The following is a 17952-nucleotide window of genomic DNA, read 5'->3' on the forward strand; positions in this document are numbered from 1 at the left end:
AGCAGACTTAAGCGGTGGAAAGTGAGGAATCAATCACCCTCTGCCCGACCGGCTGCCTTCTCGTAAAGCGCCGCAATGGCAGAGAGCCGCCCGGACGTACGGGGATCCAGGTGGCCCGTCAGATGATCCGGCAGGAACCGCCTCTGAAAAGCCAGCAGTACCCGCTCGAAATCCTCGTCCAGATAGCCATACCCGATCGTTGCCAGCGCCTGACGAGCCGTCTCTTCATTCGGACTGTCCTGGATGGGCCCTTCATCGCTCCACAGCCCCACCCCGTAGCGGGCCAGCCCCGGCCAGTCGAAAAGCTCGCCCGGATCCTCCTTGCGCAGGGGCGCAATATCCGAATGCCCCACCACACGCTGGCGGGGAATCCCATGGCGATTGCGCAGAACCACGGACAGCTCGATCACCGCCTGCATCTGAACGGCCGGAAAGGGACGATAGCCGAATTCATGACCCGGATTGACGATCTCGATGCCGAGACTTGCATCGTTCAGGTTGTCTTCCCCGGCCCAATGCGAAAGGCCTGCATGCCAGGCACGGCGATGCTCTGGCACCAGGCGCAGGACCCGCCCGTCCTCCTCGACCAGATAATGCGCGCTGACCCGAGCCGCCGGATCACACAGGCGCGCCATGGCCGCCGCGCCGCTTTCCATGCCCGTGTAGTGCATGACCAGCATGTCCGGCGCCCCGGTCTTCCGGCGCTCGTCATGATTGGGGGAAGGATGTTCGTGGATCAGGACCATTACAGTCGCTCGCGCACCGGCGCCCCCAGCCCGGGACGCCGCAAGATGATGATGCCGACGCCGGCCAGCGTCAGGATACCGCCAATCAGGAACGGAATTGTCAGGGGTTCGTGCAGGAATACGATTCCCGATGCCGCCCCGACCACCGGCACCATCAGGGTGAAGGGGGCCGCCTGGTTGATGTCATAGCGCGTGACCATGCGCGCCCAGAGGCCGTGCCCGATCAAGGTGGACCCCAGTGCCGTGAACAGCAGTGCTCCCCAGCCCGTCAGATCCGCGGATTGCAACGAGGCCATCTGTCCATCTTCCAGGACCCAGGTGACGATCAGCAACTGAGGCAGGGCCAACAGGGAGATCCAGGCCGTGATGGTCCAGCCGCTGATCCCCTGGGTCTTCTTCATCTGCACACTCGAGACCGCAAAGGCCATGGCCGCCCCCAGCACAAGTGCGAGCGAACCGTACTGGTCGCCCAGCCTGGGCTCGCCCGCCATGACCGCAACTCCGCAAAAAGCGATGACCATGCCCAGGATCCGCCGCCAGCCCAGGCGATCCTTGAAGAAGATCGAGGCCAGTATGGCCGCGAAGGGCACCTGCATCTGCACGGCGATGGCCGCCGTACTGGCATCCACACCGGAAATCCCGGTAAAGACCAGCGAGAAGTGCAGGGTTCCCATGGTAAAGGACAGGGCCAGCAGCTTCAGCCAGTTTCCCTTGGGCCGGGGCACGAAGGGCACCAGGACCAGCGAGACGATAATGAAGCGCAGGAAGGTCATGAAGATTGGCGGAAACTGGTCCGTGCCCAGCTTTACGGCCACGAAGTTCAAGCCCCAGGTCAGCACGATCATCATGAAGAGGAAAAGGTCGCGCGGCGGCATTGGCAGCGGCATTCAGCTATCCCCTCCCTGCTTCAATCGCTCGCGCTTGTCTTCCAGCTCCAACCAGCGTTCCTCCTGCTTTTCCAGGTTGCTGCGCCGGTGCTCCAGCTTGTCCGTGGTTGCCTGAAAACCCTCCGGATCGCGGCTGTAATAGTCGGGATCGGCAAGGTGAGCTTCCAGCTCTGCGACCTCCGTCTCCAGCTTTGCGATCTGCTCCGGCAGCTTGTCCAGCTCGCGTTGTTCCTTGTAGCTCAGCTTCGGCGCTGAGGCCTTGGGCTTGCCCTGGGCAGCCTGGGCCTTCCCACCCTGAGACGCCTTGCGGGCCGCCTTGTCCTTGCCTGTCCTGGCATCGGGCAGACCGCCAGCCTGGCGCACGGCATCGCTGTAGCCCCCGGGATATTCCTGGGCACCTCCACGACCATCCATCAGGATCACGCTGCTGGTCAGGCGGTCCAGGAAGTCGCGGTCGTGGCTGACCAGCAGAAGCGTACCCTCGTAGTCGTCCAGCACCTCGACCAACAGGTCCAGTGTGTCCATATCCAGGTCGTTCGTGGGTTCGTCCAGCACCAGCAGGTTCGAGGGCTGCGCGAACAGCCGCGCCAGGAGCAGGCGATTCTTCTCGCCGCCGCTGAGCGAACTGACCGGCTGCTTGACCTGGCGTTCGTCGAACAGGAAGTCCCGCAGATAGGCAACCACATGCCGCTGACGGCCACCCACCATCACGGAATCGCCCCCCAGGGGGCACAGCGTGTCCCACAGGGTGGATTCTGGGTCCAGGCTTTCACGACGCTGATCAAAGATCTGAATCTCCAGGTTCGTGCCCAGCTTCACGCTGCCTTGATCGGGTTCCATGCGCCCCAGCAGCAACCGGATCAGCGTGGTCTTGCCGGCTCCGTTGCGTCCAACGATGCCCACTCTGTCGCCACGGCGTATGCGCGTGGAAAAGCCATCGACCACGGTGACCTGCTCGCTGTCCGGGCGCGCGAAGCTCTTGGATATGTTCTCCGCCTCGATGACGATCTTGCCGCTGGTACCGGCCTCTGCAGCGGCCATGGACAGCTGGCCGGGCTGGTTCTTCATCATTTCTGCGCGGCTCTGGCGCAATTCCTGCAGGCGCTTCAGGCGGCCCACATTGCGCTTGCGCCGAGCTGTCACACCCCGCTGCAACCAGTGTTCCTCACGCTCAATGGTCTTGCGCAGGCGATAGAGCTCCTGCTCCTCGGCACGCGCCACCTCTTCGGCCCAGCCATCGAAGGCGGCAAAGCCCTTGTTCAGTTGCCGGACCTGGCCGCGATCCAGCCAGAAGGTGGCATTGGAGACCTTTTCCAGGAAGGCGCGGTCATGGCTGATCACGATGAAAGCGCCGCGAAAGCGGGCAAGCTCTCCCTCCAGCCACTCGATCGTCGGAAGGTCCAGATGGTTGGTCGGTTCGTCCAGAAGCATGACATCCGGCTCCGACACCAGCATGCGGGCCAGCGCCGCACGCCGGGACTCTCCGCCGGAGAGCGAACCCAGGCTGGCAGCTCCATCCAGACTCAGGAGATCCAGCATCGCATCGACCCGGTAGCGACCCACATCAGCCTCGTCCGGTGGAAGGCCCTCGGCAATGTAATCCGACACCATCTGTTCGGCCGGAAGATCCGGGTCCTGGGGCAGATAGGACAGGCGCAGACCGCTCTGGACCACGCGCGCGCCGCTGTCCGGCTCCACCAGGCCGGCCAGGACCTTCAGCAGCGTGGACTTGCCACTGCCATTGCGGCCAACGAGGCAGGCCCGCTCCCCTGGTGACAGGGTCAGGTCGAGTCCCTCGAAGAGCGGTGTGCCGCCATAACTCAGGCGGGACTCCTGGAGCGTCAGTACGGGAGGCGCAGCCATGCTTCAGCGCAGACCTCTCTGCCGGCTGATCTTGTCGTAGGCTTCGTTGATGCGCGCCAGCTTGTCGTTGGCAACATTGACGAACTCTTCCGGCATGCCCTGGGCCACCAGCTTGTCCGGATGGTTGTCGCGCACCAGCTGGCGATAGGCCTTCTTGATGTCCTCGTTGCTGGACTCACGCGAAATCCCCAGGATGCTGTAGGGGTCGGCTGCGTCCGGGCCGTAATTGCTTGCCTTGATGCGTTGCCAGTCGTTGTCCGACAGGCCGAATTCGCGTGCAACGCCATTCAGGAAATCCAGTTCCTCGGGCGTCACATCGCCGTCTGCTCGGGCAATGTGGAACAGGCCATTGAGCAGCTCTTCAAGGATCTGCGGTTCACGGGCGAACAGCTTGCCCAGTTGGCGCGCATAGGGCTCGTAGCCGCGTGCGTCCCGCTTGGCCTGGTCGAAGACGCGCCCGACGTTCTTCATTTCCTCGGGCGGGATATGGAAGACCTCCTTGAAGGCCGAAACCTCGTCCTTGGTCACCTTGCCGTCGGACTTGGCCATCTTGGCGCCCAGGACGATGACACCGATGGTGAAGGCAATGTTCTTCGTGCGGTCGCCGTGCAGCCCTTCCTGGCCCTCCTGGTCCGGAGACTCGAGCTGGGTGCTTTGGTTCATGACATCCACGGCATGGCCGGCAAGACCGCCCAGGAGCGCACCAATCGGCCCACCAAAGGCGAAGCCGGCCGCTCCGCCCACGATTTTCCCCCATATGCTCATGTAACCCTGCCCTCTTCCTACAGCCCTTGACCGCTCGCAAACGCGATAAAACACGAGGCGGCCGGAAGCGACAAGCCTTCCCGCAGCAGGTCAGCCATTCGTCTTCTGTCGCCCCGTCGAAACAGCGGCAAGCCGCCGCAAAGAAGGCGCATCAAACCTCGGCCGGAAGGTCTTCCTCCAGGACCATGATCTGGATGGAATAGGAGACCTCGCCCTCGTCCACGTCGCGATGGACGACGCCGATGAACTCCTCTCCAATCCGCATTTCGATGGGGTGCCCCTCCTTGCTGGGAGGCAGGATGGTAATGCGATTGTTGTTGAAGGACTGGCGCAGGTAGTTGGTCAGTCGCGCGATTTCCTTGGGTGTCATGCGATAGCTTCCTGTGGTCGGGACCGAATGCTTCGAAACAGAACGGAACTTCTGGTCCGCTCGTCGGGTGCCTGTCGCTTTCATCAGCGCCAAACACACGCGAACCGGCGGACCGGATTGCCCTGCTGCCTGCCTAACCTGCCTATGCGGCCCTGCAAAAACAAGGGTTTGCCCAACCCATCACAGCAGCTTACTGCCTCCGCGATGAGTCGTTCTGTCTGTAGTCCTGTGCTATGGAGGACAATCACAACACGACCGACTAGAAATCAGGGCAGAACAACATGAAGGACATACGCAAGGTCACGTTCCTGGGCACCGGCATCATGGGCTTTCCAATGGCACAGCACCTGCTGGAGGCCGGCTTCGAGGTCACGGCCTGGAACCGCACGAAAGAGAAGGCCGAACCCCTGGCCAGCCAGGGCGCAACGATCGCCGACAGCGCCGAAGAGGCCGTCCGCAAGGCTGATGCCGTCATTGCCATCCTGGAAAACGGCCCTGTGGTCACCGAGATCCTGTTGGGGCGCGAACTTGGCCAACACGCTCCTGCCGATACCCTGTTCATCGACATGTCTTCCATCCCGCCGTCCCTGGCGCGCGACCATGCGGCAAAGCTGCAGGTGGCCGGGCAACGATATCTCGACGCGCCGGTCAGCGGCGGCCAGGGCGGCGCCGAGGCCGGGACACTGGCCATCATGGTGGGCGGCGAAGCCGCGGACATGGCCCAGGCGGAACCTCTGTTCTCGGCCATGGGGCGTGGCAGGCATGTGGGCCCGGTGGGCTGTGGTCAGCTCACCAAGCTGGCCAACCAGGCGATCGTCGGCATCACCATCGGCGCCGTTTCGGAAGCCCTGCTTCTGGTCAAGGCAGGCGGCGGCGACCCGGCGGCCGCGCGCGAGGCCATTGCCGGCGGCTTTGCCGACAGCCGCATCCTTCAGGTCCATGGCGAACGCATGCTGAAGCACGACTTCCAGCCGGGCGGCACGGTGGCCATCCAGTTGAAGGATCTGGACAACATCCTGCAGGCCGCCCGCGAAGCCGGGCTCAGACTGCCCTTCACCGAATGCGCAAGAGAGGGCTTCGCCGAACTGGCCGCCAAACCCGAAACAGCCAAACTGGACCATGCCGCCCTGCTGCTCTGGCTGGAATCCATGAATGAGCCGCACAGCCTGAAACCGTAATCCACGAAGGGCCTCCTCATGAAACCCTCCGTTCTCCTTGCTCTTCCCCTGCTGGCGGGCCTGCTGCTGGGCGCACCCGCCCTCGCCCAGGACCGCCCCGCACCCGAGGTGGCCACCGGGGAAAGCGTCAAACAGCTGGTCCGGACCGACAGCTACATGGTCAGTGCCGCCGACCCGCGCGCCGTTGAGGCGGGTGTTGCCATGCTGGAGGACGGGGGCTCAGCCCTGGATGCCCTGGTGGCGACCCAGATGATGCTGGGTCTGGTGGAGCCCCAGTCCTCGGGCCTGGGCGGCGGTGCCTTCCTGGTCTATTACGATAACGAAACGGAAGAGCTCACGACGCTGGAGGGCCGCGAAACCGCACCGTCCGCCGCCGACGGCACGCTGTTTCTTGACGAGCGAGGACAGCCCTTGCCGTTCTGGGAGGCCGTCGTCGGCGGCCGCTCCGTGGGCACACCCGGCATTCCTGCCCTGATGCAGGCTGCGCACGAGCGTTGGGGCCGCCTGCCCTGGGCCGACCTCTTCGCACCGGCCATCGACCAGGCCCGGGAGGGCTTCGCCGTGGGCCCGCGCCTGGCGGGCATGCTGGAAGCCGACACGGCAGCGCGCCTGCGCAGCTATCCGGCGGCCCGTGATTATTTCTTTCCGGGCGGCACGGCCCTGAAGGAAGGCCAGATACGTGACAACCCCCAGCTGGCTGAAACCCTTTCGGCTCTGGCACGCGAGAGCGCCAAGGCCTTCTATACAGGTCCCATCGCCGAGGAGATCGTCCGGACCGTGCAGTCTGTGCCCGACACCCCCGGCCTGCTGAGCCAGCAGGACCTTGCGGACTACGAAGTCAAGGAACGCCCGCCGGTCTGTCACCCCTACCGCACCTACCGTGTCTGCGGCATGGGCCCGCCCTCGTCCGGTGCACTCACCGTTGGACAGATCCTGGGGCTTCTGGAGCATTTCAACCTGGCCGGCATGGACCCCGCTTCGGCCCGGCCCTGGCACCTCTTTGCCGAGGCCGGCAAGCTGGCCTTTGCCGACCGCAACCGCTACATCGCCGACAGCGACTACGTGGACGTTCCGGTGCGCGGCCTGCTCGACCCCGCCTACCTGACGGCCCGTGCCCAGTTGATTTCGCAGGACAAGGCCATGGACACCCCGGCGCAGCCCGGCAACCCGCCCTGGCATGAAGGGCCGCGTCCTGGCCGCGACGGCAGCCGCGAGCTGCCCGGGACCAGCCACATCTCCATCGTGGATGCCGAGGGCAATGTCGCGTCCATGACCACCACCATCGAGTCCGCCTTCGGCTCCCAGCTGATGACCGGCGGCTTCCTGCTGAACAACGAACTGACGGACTTCTCCTTTGAAGCGGAGGACGAGACGGGACGCCGCGTAGCCAATCGCGTCCAGCCCGGCAAGCGTCCGCGCAGTTCCATGGCGCCGACCATCGTCTTCGATGGGGAAGAAAACCCGGTTCTTGCCGTGGGCTCGCCCGGCGGCGTGCGCATCATTCCCTATGTGGCCCAGGCCATCATGGGCTTTGTGGACTGGGAACTGGATGCCCAGCAGATCACCCGCCTGGCGCACGTCAGCAACATGAACGGCACCACCTGGCTGGAAGCGAACACACAGGCCGAGAACTGGCAGCAGAAGCTGGAAGGACTCGGTCATGAGGTGGAGGTCAGCGCTCACACCTCGGGCCTGCAGACCATTGTCCTTTCCCGCGACGGACTTTCCGGCGGCGCCGACCCCCGCCGGGATGGCACGGCCGGCGGGAAATAGGCGACAGGCCGCCTTCAGAACATCCAGCGCAGCGAAAATTCGCCGGCCAACGAGCGATGGCCGTCGCGCAGAAACTGGCTGGAAAGATGCGCGCCGACCACCATGCTGTCATCGGCCTCGTACTCCAGGCTGGCCCGCAGGTTCAGGGCATTGCGGTCGGTGACCCCATTGCGGCTGTCGAAGTCTGCTGCGCCATAGCCATCGAAAGCGGCCTCCTGAACGGCCTCGGTGTCCAGCAGCTCCCGATCCCAGGTGGCCTGCAGGCTGCCCTTCAACAGGCCGCCTTCCTCCAGCTCATGCTCCAGGCTGGTCCGCAGCCCCAGACTGGAGCGCAGGGAATCATGGTGCAACGCCGAGAGGTCCAGGCGCGTGGCGTCCTTGCCATCCTCCCGCAGCCCCGGACGCGACAGGCGGGTGTAGTTCAGGGAGCCCACCGGTCCGGCACTCATTGTTTCGTTCAGGCGCCAGAGATATCCGCCACCCGCCGTCGCACCACCGGCAAAGCCCAACCAGTCCCCGCGGTTGGTGGTGCTATAGCCGTTCACCCGTATCCGGCGCTCCAACCGGCCGGACTCCAGGCCGGCACGCAGCTGGCCATGAAAGTAGGGCCCGGCCCGCTCATCCGGCTGGTAGTGGGCCTGCAGCCCCAGGCTGAAGGTCTTGGTGTCACCCGAAGCCCTTTGCGGCGCCTTTACGCTGACGGACTGGCCGACAAAGGCCCCATGCACGCCCCAGGTCCAGTCCGGATCGGCCAGGGCGCGCCGCTGGGCCCCGAACAGCACGCCATAGCGCGCCGTGCTGTGGCCCACAGCGCCCCCCTCCGCATCCTGCCAGAGGCCGCCGCCCATTGGCACGGCAAAGCCCTGGACGGCGCCGTTATCCAGGGTCGCGGCCGACAGCGACAGGGGCTGTGCGGCCACCATGTCGCTCAGCCGCTGCTCCCGGTCCAGGGAGGTAGCCACCATGGCGCTGTAGGCCTCGGGCGAAAGCTGCGTCAGGGCCCGCCCCACCTCACTGCCGTCGGCCGCCGAAAAATCCAGCGCCTGGTAGAGTGGTTGCAGGTCCGAGCCGGCCCGGCCGGAGAGGTTATCGAGCGCCCGCCCCACCTGGCGGGCGTTCCGGCTGGCAGCATGCTGGCTGTAGGCATTGGCCGTCCGGCTCATTCTGATATCGAACTTACCACTCGTATCATCAAAGCTCAGGCTGAGAGTCGGAGAGTGGATTTCAGCAGATGCAGTCAGACTATTCTCTTCAACTGAACCCACCTTTACAAAATCATCAAACTCAAAATTCGCCTGCCAATCGGACGCGTACCAATCCGGCGCTGCTGAAAGGACCAGCTGACCGTCCAGTTTGCCCGTGCCGGTCACATCCAACTGGTCGGACTCACCTGCGGAATTGAACTCCAGTCTTAGGGTTCCGCTCGAAGTTTGGACATAGTTTCCCTCTATGGTGATGATGCCGATGGAATTGCCCGGCGCCAGCAGACCGGCGTTCCGGAATTCGCCATCATTAGGCAGGCTGTAGGTGCTGTTGCCGCCCAGGCTCGCCCCCTCGGCAATCTCGACCTCATAAACCTCGTGATCGCCGTTGAGTGAGGTATAACCGCCCTCGAAGGACAGGGATAGGTTGGTCTGTCCCTGGATATTGCCATCATGCCGAAAGACGAAATCCGGATCTGCATTACTGGTAGACTGTCCTCGACTGTCGGGGGCCCTGCCAAAGGTCAGCACTGTCAGGCGTTGGTTATCATCACCGTCGGCCTCGTCATACTCCGAGAGAATATCTCCCTGGATACGTGCGCCGCGCATGACATTGATCTGCTTCACCAGTGCGGTGTCGGAGATGTAGATTGCTGCCCGCTTACCAGCCACCCGGCCCGTCAGGTCATAGCTTTCAACCAGAGGGCCTTTCAGCTCGTCCGGGAAAAGCTCTTCATCTACATCATAACTGATCTCGCCTTGACGGAAGATGTAGGACCCATGCTTTTCGAGGTCGTCGCCCATCATGTTGCCGCCAAAGTCAAAACTGACGCCAATATCCCGGCCTTCCACCTCGCCGCGCTGGATCAGTTCATGGCCCTTGCCATAGGCGAACATGACGCCCCGACCGTTCGTGCCGAGGGCATGCACCCGCGTACCAGAGTCGATCACCAAGCGGTTGCCTTCGCCATCCACCCGCACACCGGCGGCGCCGGCCCCGCGTGTCAGCAGGTCGGCCACCTGCACCACCCTGTTGTTGCTGCCATAGATATGCAGGCCCAGTCCCATGGTGGCCCGATTGTATTGTCCGGGCAGGTAGGCCGTGCCGCTGGCGTTGCGCCGGAAATAGCCGTTCCGGTTCACGATATCCAGGCCGGACCCGTAAATCGAGCGGCCGAAGAAGTTCCGCCGGTCAATCTCGTAGCCCATGTCCTGCAGGGCCGCCAGTTCCGCCTCCATGAAGGTGTTGTAGTTGCGGTATTGCTGGTGACTCATCAGGCTGCGTTCGAGCTCGGAGTGACTCATGTAGTTGTCATCGATATTGCTGAAGGGACCCCCAAGGCGCACGGGCACGCCCGGCAGGCTTCCATCCATGACCTCCCGGATGTGCGGGCCCGTCACATAGCCCATGTCACGTCCGCGTTCGGTGTCGTCGGTCAGGTCAAAGGGGTCGGTCGCATCCTCATCCTCCCATTCCCCGCCCTGGTAACAATCATCCAGATCGCATCTGACGAACTGCCCAGGACGCGCCGGATTTCCGTTGCTGTCGCGCAAGCCCGCTTCCCAAAGGGTCAGGCCCTCATCCAGGAAGTAAGCCACCTCTCCGATCTCCACGCCGTCATCGACTTCGCCGCCCTCGGCCGCGGTCATGACGCCCAGGGCGTGCGCCAGCTCATGGAACACGACGCCATAGAGCTGGAAGCCATCGGCACCAGTCGGCAAGGGCGACGGGCCATCGGGCCGGATGGGAAAAGCATCGCCAGTACCATCTTCACTGCCAAAGGCCATGACACCGTCATAGCTGAAATCATTGTCGCCCGGATTTCGGCCCTGCAGCACTCTCTGAAGCCGGGTGAGCAGGCGGCCCTCCCCCGCTTCGGTCAGCGGACTGTCGCCGAAGGCGTTCATCTCGCCGTCATAGGTGCCTACGTTTATGACGGCCGGCAGGCGTCCGGGCAGCGGATCGAGGATCTCGGCCCACTGCTTAATGGCCGCGATTACCTCGTCCTTCTGGTCGACAATGTCGTCCTTCGGGCTATCGGTCAAATTCCAGGAAGCTTCGGAAATGTCATCATCGTCTTCCAGGAAGACGCCGTCGCCGTCATCGAAGATGCGCACTTCGAAAACCGCACGGCCGTCCGAGTCTCTCACGATGCGGCTTTCATAGGCTGCAGCACTCTGGCCGACGGACAGCAGGACCACTGTCGTGGCGAAAAGTCCCTGGACAAAATTCATCGGTGCTGCGGCTCCCCTGTAGCCTTTCCCTCGGCGCGTCACAGGAATTGCCGAGTTCTGATTTTGAATCCTGACTACAGGAGTGCCTAACAAGGTAAAAGGGAAGTTAAAAAATCACTGGGATTTTATCCAGTGCCGACCAGACCATCCGCTTCCCAGACCCTCCGATTCACGACGATGGCCCCGTCTTGGGCTTGCCGGCGATCGCGAAGTGCTGGGGTTCGATCTCATTGACGCAGATGCGGATGTTCTCCTTGGGCGCGCCGAGGGTGCGGTGGATGGCATCGGTGACCTCGACGTACATCTTCTCGAGGTCTTCCTGGGTGCGGCCCTTGATCAGGGTCATGTTGACGATGGGCATGTGTGCTGTCCCTTTCCGGATGAATTGATGGAATGCTTCAGGCGGACTTGCGGATCAGGTGGATGAACAGTTCATCCTCTTCCTGCTGCTCGACCAGTTCGTGCCCGGTACTTTCGCAGTAGGCACGGAAGTCCTGCAGGGAGTCCGGGTCCGTGGATTCCACGCGCAACAGGCCGCCTTCCGGCACATCCTTGATGGCCTTGCGGGCCCTCAGGACCGGAAGCGGGCATTTCAATCCGCGCGTATCAAGCCTGAGTGGTTCGTTTTCGCGCCCAGAGTCCATTGCTGTGCTTCTCCTTTACAGACCCGATCAAAATAGGCGACTGTCCCGATCACACAATATCGAACAGGCATAAGAAAAGAGATAGGCCTTTCCATGAAGCTGCGAAATCTAGCCGTTGTTTGCGCGTTCTTACCCCTTTTCCTGCTGTCCAGCCAGGCCTTGTCCGAAACCCCAGTCGACCTGAGGGGCTATTGCGCGAATCCGGATTTCGATGAGCGCTGCTCCAGCCCCAACGAGATGGACAACCCTCGGCCCGTGCGCCTTGCCGTCATGTTCGAGAGCCGGGAAGCCGAGATTCCCGGTGACACCGCAAGTCGCCTGGACGCCTTCGCCGCCCTGGCGCTTCAGACGGGACAGTGGCTGTCCATAACCGCCCATGCCCCGGAACGTTCCCCCGAATCCGGCGGTGAGAAGGTTGCCAAGGAGCTGGCTCTGGAGCGTGCCGAAGCGCTGCGTCAGGAAATGCTGGAGCGCGGCGTACCGAAGCAGCATATCAGCCTGGCGATCAACCTGCTGTCGGCGGGAGACAGCCGCGCCGATCGCGGTGAGATCATCCTGCAGTAAGACACCTGCTTACAAGGAGGGGCCCAACAGGACACCTGTTATAATTAACACATCCACAATGTTATATATGCTTCCTTCTCGATAAATTCCTCCCGAAAGATTGTTATTTCCTTGAAACAGGCACCGGCCTTCTCTATTTTCACGTGGAATGGAATTCTATTCCTGTAATCACACTATGGAACAGTGAAATGTCAAAGATCCACGTGATCCATGAAAACGATGCCTGGACCGATCCCCTGATTGCCGCGCTGGAAGCGCGCAATCTGCCTTACGCCTCCTGGCACATGGCCGAGGATCGCTTTGCTGCCGAGGGCTTCGACCCCACCGGCACGCCCCCCGAAGGCATCTTCTACAGCCGCATGAGCGCTTCGGCTCACACGCGTGGCAACCGCTTCGCACCGGAGTTCACGGCCAGCGTCCTGCCTTGGCTGGAAGCTCACGGCCGCCGTGTAATCAACAACAGTCGCGCCCTCAACCTGGAGGTCAGCAAGCTGGCCCAGTACGCTGCGCTCGAAGCGGCCGGAATCCGTACCCCGCGCACCCTGGGTGCCGTTGGCCGCGAGGCCACGCTGCAGGCGGCGCGCCGGCTGGGCGAGACGCCTTTTATCCTGAAGCCCAACCGCGGTGGCACCGGCGCAGGCGTACAGCTGGTCAATTCGCTGGACGAACTGGCTGCCATCCTGGACAACCCGGCCACCGAAGCTCCGCTGGACGGCACATGGCTGGTCCAGCAGTACATCCGTGCCGCCGAGCCGGCGATCACACGCTGTGAATTGATCGGTGGGAAGTTCTTCTATGCTGTCCGCGTGGACACCAGCAAGGGTTTCGACCTCTGCCCGGCCGATGTCTGCGAGATCCCGGCAGAGGATGATGACAGTCAGGCGTTCGGCTTCTGCCCTGCAGGCGAAGCCGACAGCGGCTCTTCCCAAGAGAAGTTCCAGATCATCGAGGGTTTTCACGATCCGATCCTGGAGCGCTATGCCGCCTTCATCGCCGCCAACGGGATCGAGGTCTCCGGCATCGAGTTCATTCGCAACGAAGCGGGCGAGATATTCACCTACGACGTCAACACCAACACAAACTACAACGCCCGCGCCGAGGAAAAGGCCGGCCTGTCCGGCATGGATGAACTTGCCCGTTTCCTTGGCCGCGAACTGGAGCCGTGTGAAAGCCGCCGCAAGGCAGCCTGAACCGCAGCACAGAACCATCCCGGTCCGGACCCACCCTTTCTCATTCTCTGCTGATCCCTCGCCCGCCTCGATTTTCGGGGCGGGCGTTTTTCTTGCCGCCCCGAAAGTGGCTTTGCCCCCGGAAGACCACAGTCTGTGTCCTATCCGTGTCAGCGACAGTCTGACAGCGCCGGGCTCTTGCTCCGTGAAGAGAAAAATACATAGTCGTATGTAAACAACGGCAGAAGAAAGGGGAGAGACAATGACGGACGGGACGGACAATCCGGACCAGGGCCGCCGCAAAATGCTCGCAAAGCTGGGGCTGACAGCCGGCGCTGCCTACATGGCTCCCAGCCTGCTGACCCTCAGTTCAGCCCAAGCATCACCCGGCAGCCGTTCACGCTATAGCCGCGGAAGCTATCGCAGCCGCGGCAGCCGACACTATTATACCCGCGATCGCCGCAGCCGCCGCAGTCGTGGCAGCTACGCCCATGGCCGCCGCTATCGCGAGCGCCTGCCCTGGGAAGTCTGGATCAGGCTCGGCAGCAGCTGAGCCAAGGCCTGAGCATATAGACGACACGCCTCCAGGCAGGGGATAGCAAGGCATGCCCAGGCAGACAGTGCTGTTCCATGGCATGCAGCGGCCTGTGGTTTTCGTGGACTGCCCCGAGATTCCACTGGCCCTGCGGGAAATAGCCCCGAGCTGGCAGTTCCGGGAACAACCAGAAACCGATCACGAACCGGCCGTGGTCATCCACAAGCTGGATGACGCCTACGGCATCGGTGTGTCCTGGCGCGCGACCCCCTGGTTCTCCGACACCCTTGTGGGCGCGGTCTGCTCCCTGGCTGTCGACCTGATCGAAAGCCATCTCGTCGACAACGCCGGCCTGCTCGGCCTGCATGGAGCCTCCGCCTGCTTCGGACAGGGCCTGGTGCTCTTCCCGGCCGAACAGCGTGCCGGCAAGAGCACCCTGTCGGCACAGCTACTGCTGGATGGAGTCCGCGTCTACGGGGATGACCTGATCGCCCTCGACGCCCAGGACCAGGGCATGGCCTATGGCTTCGCACCTCGCCTGCGCCTGCCCCTGCCTGAAGGGATCAGCGGCGAAATGAAGAGCTTCATTATGCGCAACGGCGGTGCACGCGATGATGACTACATCTACCTCTCGCCCGAACTGTCGAACCTGGCACGCTACGGGGAACAGGCGCCGCTTGCGGCCATCGTACTGCTCGACCGCCGGGATGAAGGCGGATGCCATCTGGAAAGACTTCCGGAAAGCGAGGGCCTGCACCACCTGGCGGCCCAGTACCTGGCCCGGGAAGCCTCGACCGACGAGGTTCTGGAACGCTGCCGCAAGCTGGCGGAAAGCCTGCCAACCTACAATCTCCGCTATGCAAACCTCGAGGCAGCCAGCGCCTGCCTGCAGGCCCATTTCAGTCAGGATCAGGCGCTCGCCGCCAGTGGCCAGATCGCCCGGGGCGCCCCCGCTTCCTGGCCGTCTACGGGCAATATCGGCGCCTCAGGCTTTACGGACGGCAGGGTGGAACGGAAAGACGACCCGGACGGCCACCTGCCCGATATCCCGCGTGGTCACCCCCATGTCCAGGCGGCGGGCGTCAAGGCTCAACGCCTGGACGGTGATCTGTTCCTCAGCCATAGCGCCACGGGCACGATCCACCGGCTGAACCCCATCGGCGCCAGTCTCTGGGGCCTGCTGGCCGTTCCAACGAGCCTGGACGAGGCCCAGGAGACCTTTCGGACCGCCTTCCCAGATGTCGAGCCGTCCCGCCTGGAAAACGACCTGCAGCGGATCTTCCAGGAGCTGCTGGCCGAAACACTGATCCAACCGGTATAGCGGGCCACTGCCTCCGGGTTACTTCTTCCGCGCCCTCGACAGGCACGACAGCCGTGCATCATGATCGAATCATGCCGAAAGTGCCGCAATGGCAGAAACGGCAGGTTACAGGATGCAAGACAATGTTCCGTCATAGCCTCTTTTTCGGCGCCTTCCTGGCTGCTGTTTTTGTAAGTGCCGGCCTGCTGGTCCAGGTCGACACACCTGTGGCCAGGGCACAGACCCAATCGGTCTACGGTGATGGCGAACGAGGACGGGAACTCTTCCGGCAACGCTGCGGCTCCTGTCATGAGATCGAGGACAGCTGGGGGCGTCCCCAGGATGCGCCGATCAGCGCCGAGGAAATGGCACGCAACAGCCGCATGAGTCTGGATTACCTCACCACGGTCCAGGCGGGCGCCGGGCCGGTGCATGCCAGCCTGCCGCCTTTCTTCTTCGACAGCCAACAGGAAGAGGACCTGCAGGCCTTCTTCGAAAGCCTGCAGTAACATGCGGGTTCCTGCCTGTCGGGAGTTCCCGCTTACAGGCTCTCCACCGCTTGGCCTGGACTGTGGCGACGCGCCAGGCGCTTCTTGCGAGGCAACCCCTTGAGATCGTTCAGATGGCGAAAGAGTTCGCTGTCCGGTACCCAGACCAGGTCTTTCTCCCGCACCTCCTTCAGACGCGCGCGACAGCTGCTTTCGAATTGATCCTGCAGGTGCCGTGAGACGCCCGAAGGGGCAACCAGGGTCAGGGCCTCGAAGGCCTTGTCCTTTGCTGCTCGGTTCAGCCTGTCGGCCAGGCGGCTTACGAAGCGTTCCTTTTCCTTCTGCTGCGGATCCGAACGCGGCTCCACGGCATGGCGCAGAACCGAGGCGCTCTCGTAGCTGCGTCCCGGCCGTCGATCTCCAAGTTCCGCGGAATGCTTTCGTGCCCGCTGCCCGCTCATGCGATGGAGAACGACAAAACCTTCGCCACGCAGGCGCGGCCGCATAATCCGCGCCGAAGCGCCATCGGCCACGACGATCCAGAGCTTGTCCGACATGATAATCCAACTGTATCAGGATGCGTTGATGGGGATTTTGCGCGCTTCCTTGCGGGCTTTCTCGCTCTTGGGCAGGGACAGGTGCAGCACCCCGTCCTTCAGGTCCGCCTTGATCTTCTCGGCGTCCACTTCGGGGGGCAGCGTGAAACTGCGCTCGAACCAGCCCTGGCTACGCTCGACCCTGAGGACCTGTCCGTTCTTCTCTTCCTTCTTCTCCTTCGCTTCCGGCCGTCCGACGATGTGAAGCATGCCGTTGCTCAGCGAAATCTCCAGGTCCTTGGCATTCACACCCGGCATATCCGCCAGGATCTCGTAGCGATTGTCCTCCTCCCGCACATCCATGGCCGGCAGGTGCGCCTGCGGCTGGGAAGACTCGCCTTCGGAAGCGGAAAAATAGCTTCCAGGCAGGAAATCCTCGAACATTCGTTCCATGTCACGCCAGAAGGCGGGCGGCTCGAAACCACGCTCCTGGCGCCCACCGCGGCCGGCACCGAAACGACGATGAGGTCTCAGGCTTCCAATCGACATCATGCATATCCTCTGTTCTGGTTCAGTCCAAATCTTCATGGACACCGCATGATAGTCGTTCCATCGGGCCGCTTCGTTGCTCCAGGTTAAGGAAGAGGCCGGAATACGGGCCACGCACGATCAGAGCCTGCGCATTTGCACAGCCGCTTGCGATGACGTCCGTGACACGCCACTGGCTGTGGACTGACCCGTCCAGAGATCCATCATCCCATCGGGCAATCCCGCCAGGCGCGTCAACTTTTCCGTATCCAGGATTGTTAGCTGCTTGTGCGCCAGCTCCATAACCCTCTGCTCGCGAAGTTCGCGCAAGACCCGGTTCACGTGTATGGCCGTCAGGCCCAGGGCATCTGCCAGGATCGGCTGTGTCAGTGGCATACGCAGACTCATCCCGTTGGTCAGGCATGTGGAACGGCCACTGCGCACCACAAGTTCAAGCAGCAGGCAGGCAACGCGTTCACGTGCTGTACGACGGCCAAGGGTTGCCATATGCTCGAACAGCAGGATCATATCACGCGCCAATATCTTTCGTGCATGCTCCGCCACGGCAGGACAGCTGTCGATCAGATGCCGAAAGCCCTCGCGTGGAATGGTGCAAAGAACAGATTCACACAGGGTTTCAAGCCCATGGGTCATCCCCATGCTGTCTTCACATTCCAGACCGGCTATATCGCCCGGCAGAAGAAATTGCAGGATCTGTCGGCGCCCATCGGGCAGAAGTTGATAGGAAAACAGCCAGCCACTCAGGACATTGTAGAGAGGGATGCCTCGACTGCCCTGGAGGAAAACAGTCCGCCCGGATGGATGGAAACGGGCCGGCTGCCGCACGGACTGGAGACAGGCAATCTCCTGCGGCCCTTGAACGGCCTGGCAGAGTCCGAAGTCACGAAGGTGGCAAGAAGAACATCCGGCTTGCCAGGTAACAACGGTCATGATGCCACTCCAGATGGACGCCGCGAAGCATGGAAGTATGTTCGAGACCTCCAGATTGGTTTACAGATCGTTCGCCGGACACTGCTTTTCAATTAGACTTTCGAGGTAACGGCTCACCTCCAGGCGTGAACCGTGACAAAGTGATCCCCCACAACCGGTTCCATAGCCTGTACACTGCAGCCACCAGCCGAAGGGATTGATGCGTGGCGGATAAAAAC

The 17952-nt window shown here is 62.6% G+C and carries 19 protein-coding genes; 8 read left to right on the forward strand and 11 right to left on the reverse strand.

Going from position 1 to position 17952, the window contains the following annotated elements; genetic code table 11:
- Window positions 1-29 precede the first annotated feature (29 nt).
- The 5 genes from G502_RS0109205 to G502_RS0109225 all read right to left on the reverse strand — a co-directional run bounded on the left by G502_RS0109205 (window position 30) and on the right by G502_RS0109225 (window position 4631).
- Window positions 30-746, reverse strand: coding sequence for an N-acetylmuramoyl-L-alanine amidase (locus tag G502_RS0109205; RefSeq protein WP_022728380.1), 717 nt, complete (start codon window positions 744-746; stop codon window positions 30-32).
- Window positions 746-1633 (reverse strand): DMT family transporter, encoded by an 888-nt coding sequence (locus G502_RS0109210; RefSeq protein WP_022728381.1) that lies wholly within the window; start codon window positions 1631-1633, stop codon window positions 746-748. Before G502_RS0109210 ends, G502_RS0109205 begins: the two co-directional genes overlap by 1 nt.
- Window positions 1634-3496: an ATP-binding cassette domain-containing protein gene (locus G502_RS0109215; protein WP_022728382.1), complete on the reverse strand. Its 1863-nt coding sequence runs from the start codon at window positions 3494-3496 to the stop codon at window positions 1634-1636.
- 3 nt (window positions 3497-3499) lie between these two features.
- Entirely contained in the window at window positions 3500-4261 is a 762-nt protein-coding gene (locus G502_RS0109220; RefSeq protein ID WP_022728383.1) for a TerB family tellurite resistance protein, read from the reverse strand.
- A gap of 151 nt (window positions 4262-4412) precedes the next feature.
- Window positions 4413-4631 (reverse strand): DUF3126 family protein, encoded by a 219-nt coding sequence (locus tag G502_RS0109225; protein WP_022728384.1) that lies wholly within the window; start codon window positions 4629-4631, stop codon window positions 4413-4415.
- Between the two features lie 281 nt (window positions 4632-4912).
- Here G502_RS0109225 and G502_RS0109230 point away from each other — a divergent pair, with 281 nt between their 5' ends.
- A complete protein-coding gene (locus G502_RS0109230) occupies window positions 4913-5809 on the forward strand; it encodes an NAD(P)-dependent oxidoreductase (protein ID WP_022728385.1) in 897 nt (298 codons plus the stop codon).
- Between the two features lie 18 nt (window positions 5810-5827).
- Window positions 5828-7582 (forward strand): gamma-glutamyltransferase, encoded by a 1755-nt coding sequence (gene ggt / locus G502_RS0109235; RefSeq protein ID WP_022728386.1) that lies wholly within the window; start codon window positions 5828-5830, stop codon window positions 7580-7582.
- A 14-nt stretch (window positions 7583-7596) separates the two neighbouring features.
- On the opposite strand, the gene G502_RS0109240 is transcribed toward ggt, so the two are convergent.
- The 3 genes from G502_RS0109240 to G502_RS0109250 all read right to left on the reverse strand — a co-directional run bounded on the left by G502_RS0109240 (window position 7597) and on the right by G502_RS0109250 (window position 11663).
- The gene (locus tag G502_RS0109240; RefSeq protein ID WP_022728387.1) at window positions 7597-11019 is read right to left on the reverse strand and encodes an autotransporter outer membrane beta-barrel domain-containing protein; all 3423 of its coding nucleotides are present in this window, start codon (window positions 11017-11019) and stop codon (window positions 7597-7599) included.
- Window positions 11020-11188: 169 nt separating this feature from the next.
- A complete protein-coding gene (gene thmT, locus G502_RS0109245) occupies window positions 11189-11380 on the reverse strand; it encodes a 2-hydroxymuconate tautomerase (protein WP_022728388.1) in 192 nt (63 codons plus the stop codon).
- A gap of 37 nt (window positions 11381-11417) precedes the next feature.
- Window positions 11418-11663 (reverse strand): sulfurtransferase TusA family protein, encoded by a 246-nt coding sequence (locus G502_RS0109250; protein WP_022728389.1) that lies wholly within the window; start codon window positions 11661-11663, stop codon window positions 11418-11420.
- 93 nt (window positions 11664-11756) lie between these two features.
- Between G502_RS0109250 and G502_RS0109255 the strand changes: the two genes are divergently transcribed.
- The 5 genes from G502_RS0109255 to G502_RS0109275 all read left to right on the forward strand — a co-directional run bounded on the left by G502_RS0109255 (window position 11757) and on the right by G502_RS0109275 (window position 15740).
- On the forward strand, window positions 11757-12227 hold the full coding sequence (locus G502_RS0109255; RefSeq protein ID WP_022728390.1) for an OmpA family protein: 471 nt from the start codon (window positions 11757-11759) through the stop codon (window positions 12225-12227).
- 188 nt (window positions 12228-12415) lie between these two features.
- The gene (locus G502_RS0109260; RefSeq protein ID WP_022728391.1) at window positions 12416-13417 is read left to right on the forward strand and encodes an ATP-grasp domain-containing protein; all 1002 of its coding nucleotides are present in this window, start codon (window positions 12416-12418) and stop codon (window positions 13415-13417) included.
- Window positions 13418-13658: 241 nt separating this feature from the next.
- Complete coding sequence (locus G502_RS19455) at window positions 13659-13949, forward strand: hypothetical protein (protein WP_022728392.1); 291 nt, start codon at window positions 13659-13661, stop codon at window positions 13947-13949.
- Window positions 13950-14001: 52 nt separating this feature from the next.
- Complete coding sequence (locus G502_RS21410) at window positions 14002-15252, forward strand: PqqD family protein (protein WP_022728393.1); 1251 nt, start codon at window positions 14002-14004, stop codon at window positions 15250-15252.
- Window positions 15253-15374: 122 nt separating this feature from the next.
- The gene (locus G502_RS0109275) at window positions 15375-15740 is read left to right on the forward strand and encodes a c-type cytochrome (protein WP_022728394.1); all 366 of its coding nucleotides are present in this window, start codon (window positions 15375-15377) and stop codon (window positions 15738-15740) included.
- Between the two features lie 32 nt (window positions 15741-15772).
- Here the strand turns inward: G502_RS0109275 and G502_RS21415 are convergent, their stop codons facing one another.
- The 3 genes from G502_RS21415 to G502_RS21985 form a co-directional block, all read right to left on the reverse strand.
- Window positions 15773-16276 (reverse strand): host attachment protein, encoded by a 504-nt coding sequence (locus tag G502_RS21415; protein WP_022728395.1) that lies wholly within the window; start codon window positions 16274-16276, stop codon window positions 15773-15775.
- Window positions 16277-16291: 15 nt separating this feature from the next.
- On the reverse strand, window positions 16292-16807 hold the full coding sequence (locus tag G502_RS0109285; RefSeq protein ID WP_022728396.1) for an Hsp20/alpha crystallin family protein: 516 nt from the start codon (window positions 16805-16807) through the stop codon (window positions 16292-16294).
- A 117-nt stretch (window positions 16808-16924) separates the two neighbouring features.
- The gene (locus G502_RS21985) at window positions 16925-17548 is read right to left on the reverse strand and encodes a Crp/Fnr family transcriptional regulator (protein ID WP_245560751.1); all 624 of its coding nucleotides are present in this window, start codon (window positions 17546-17548) and stop codon (window positions 16925-16927) included.
- Here G502_RS21985 and G502_RS22950 point away from each other — a divergent pair.
- Window positions 17429-17830 (forward strand): hypothetical protein, encoded by a 402-nt coding sequence (locus G502_RS22950; RefSeq protein WP_022728398.1) that lies wholly within the window; start codon window positions 17429-17431, stop codon window positions 17828-17830. The genes G502_RS21985 and G502_RS22950 overlap by 120 nt on opposite strands.
- The last annotated feature ends 122 nt before the right edge of the window (window positions 17831-17952 follow it).

Origin of the sequence: Fodinicurvata sediminis DSM 21159 (assembly GCF_000420625.1) — a bacterium.
Taxonomy (GTDB): Bacteria; Pseudomonadota; Alphaproteobacteria; order Kiloniellales; family DSM-21159; genus Fodinicurvata; species Fodinicurvata sediminis.

Excerpts from the sequence above, each read along its gene's own strand:
- G502_RS0109205 (WP_022728380.1), bottom strand. The coding sequence starts at position 746 with ATGGTCCTGATCCACGAACATCCTTCCCCCAATCATGACGAGCGCCGG.
- G502_RS0109210 (WP_022728381.1), bottom strand. The coding sequence starts at position 1,633 with ATGCCGCTGCCAATGCCGCCGCGCGACCTTTTCCTCTTCATGATGATC.
- G502_RS0109215 (WP_022728382.1), bottom strand. The coding sequence starts at position 3,496 with ATGGCTGCGCCTCCCGTACTGACGCTCCAGGAGTCCCGCCTGAGTTAT.
- G502_RS0109220 (WP_022728383.1), bottom strand. The coding sequence starts at position 4,261 with ATGAGCATATGGGGGAAAATCGTGGGCGGAGCGGCCGGCTTCGCCTTT.
- G502_RS0109225 (WP_022728384.1), bottom strand. The coding sequence starts at position 4,631 with ATGACACCCAAGGAAATCGCGCGACTGACCAACTACCTGCGCCAGTCC.
- G502_RS0109230 (WP_022728385.1), top strand. The coding sequence starts at position 4,913 with ATGAAGGACATACGCAAGGTCACGTTCCTGGGCACCGGCATCATGGGC.
- ggt (WP_022728386.1), top strand. The coding sequence starts at position 5,828 with ATGAAACCCTCCGTTCTCCTTGCTCTTCCCCTGCTGGCGGGCCTGCTG.
- G502_RS0109240 (WP_022728387.1), bottom strand. The coding sequence starts at position 11,019 with ATGAATTTTGTCCAGGGACTTTTCGCCACGACAGTGGTCCTGCTGTCC.
- thmT (WP_022728388.1), bottom strand. The coding sequence starts at position 11,380 with ATGCCCATCGTCAACATGACCCTGATCAAGGGCCGCACCCAGGAAGAC.
- G502_RS0109250 (WP_022728389.1), bottom strand. The coding sequence starts at position 11,663 with ATGGACTCTGGGCGCGAAAACGAACCACTCAGGCTTGATACGCGCGGA.
- G502_RS0109255 (WP_022728390.1), top strand. The coding sequence starts at position 11,757 with ATGAAGCTGCGAAATCTAGCCGTTGTTTGCGCGTTCTTACCCCTTTTC.
- G502_RS0109260 (WP_022728391.1), top strand. The coding sequence starts at position 12,416 with ATGTCAAAGATCCACGTGATCCATGAAAACGATGCCTGGACCGATCCC.
- G502_RS19455 (WP_022728392.1), top strand. The coding sequence starts at position 13,659 with ATGACGGACGGGACGGACAATCCGGACCAGGGCCGCCGCAAAATGCTC.
- G502_RS21410 (WP_022728393.1), top strand. The coding sequence starts at position 14,002 with ATGCCCAGGCAGACAGTGCTGTTCCATGGCATGCAGCGGCCTGTGGTT.
- G502_RS0109275 (WP_022728394.1), top strand. The coding sequence starts at position 15,375 with ATGTTCCGTCATAGCCTCTTTTTCGGCGCCTTCCTGGCTGCTGTTTTT.
- G502_RS21415 (WP_022728395.1), bottom strand. The coding sequence starts at position 16,276 with ATGTCGGACAAGCTCTGGATCGTCGTGGCCGATGGCGCTTCGGCGCGG.
- G502_RS0109285 (WP_022728396.1), bottom strand. The coding sequence starts at position 16,807 with ATGATGTCGATTGGAAGCCTGAGACCTCATCGTCGTTTCGGTGCCGGC.
- G502_RS22950 (WP_022728398.1), top strand. The coding sequence starts at position 17,429 with ATGGGTCATCCCCATGCTGTCTTCACATTCCAGACCGGCTATATCGCC.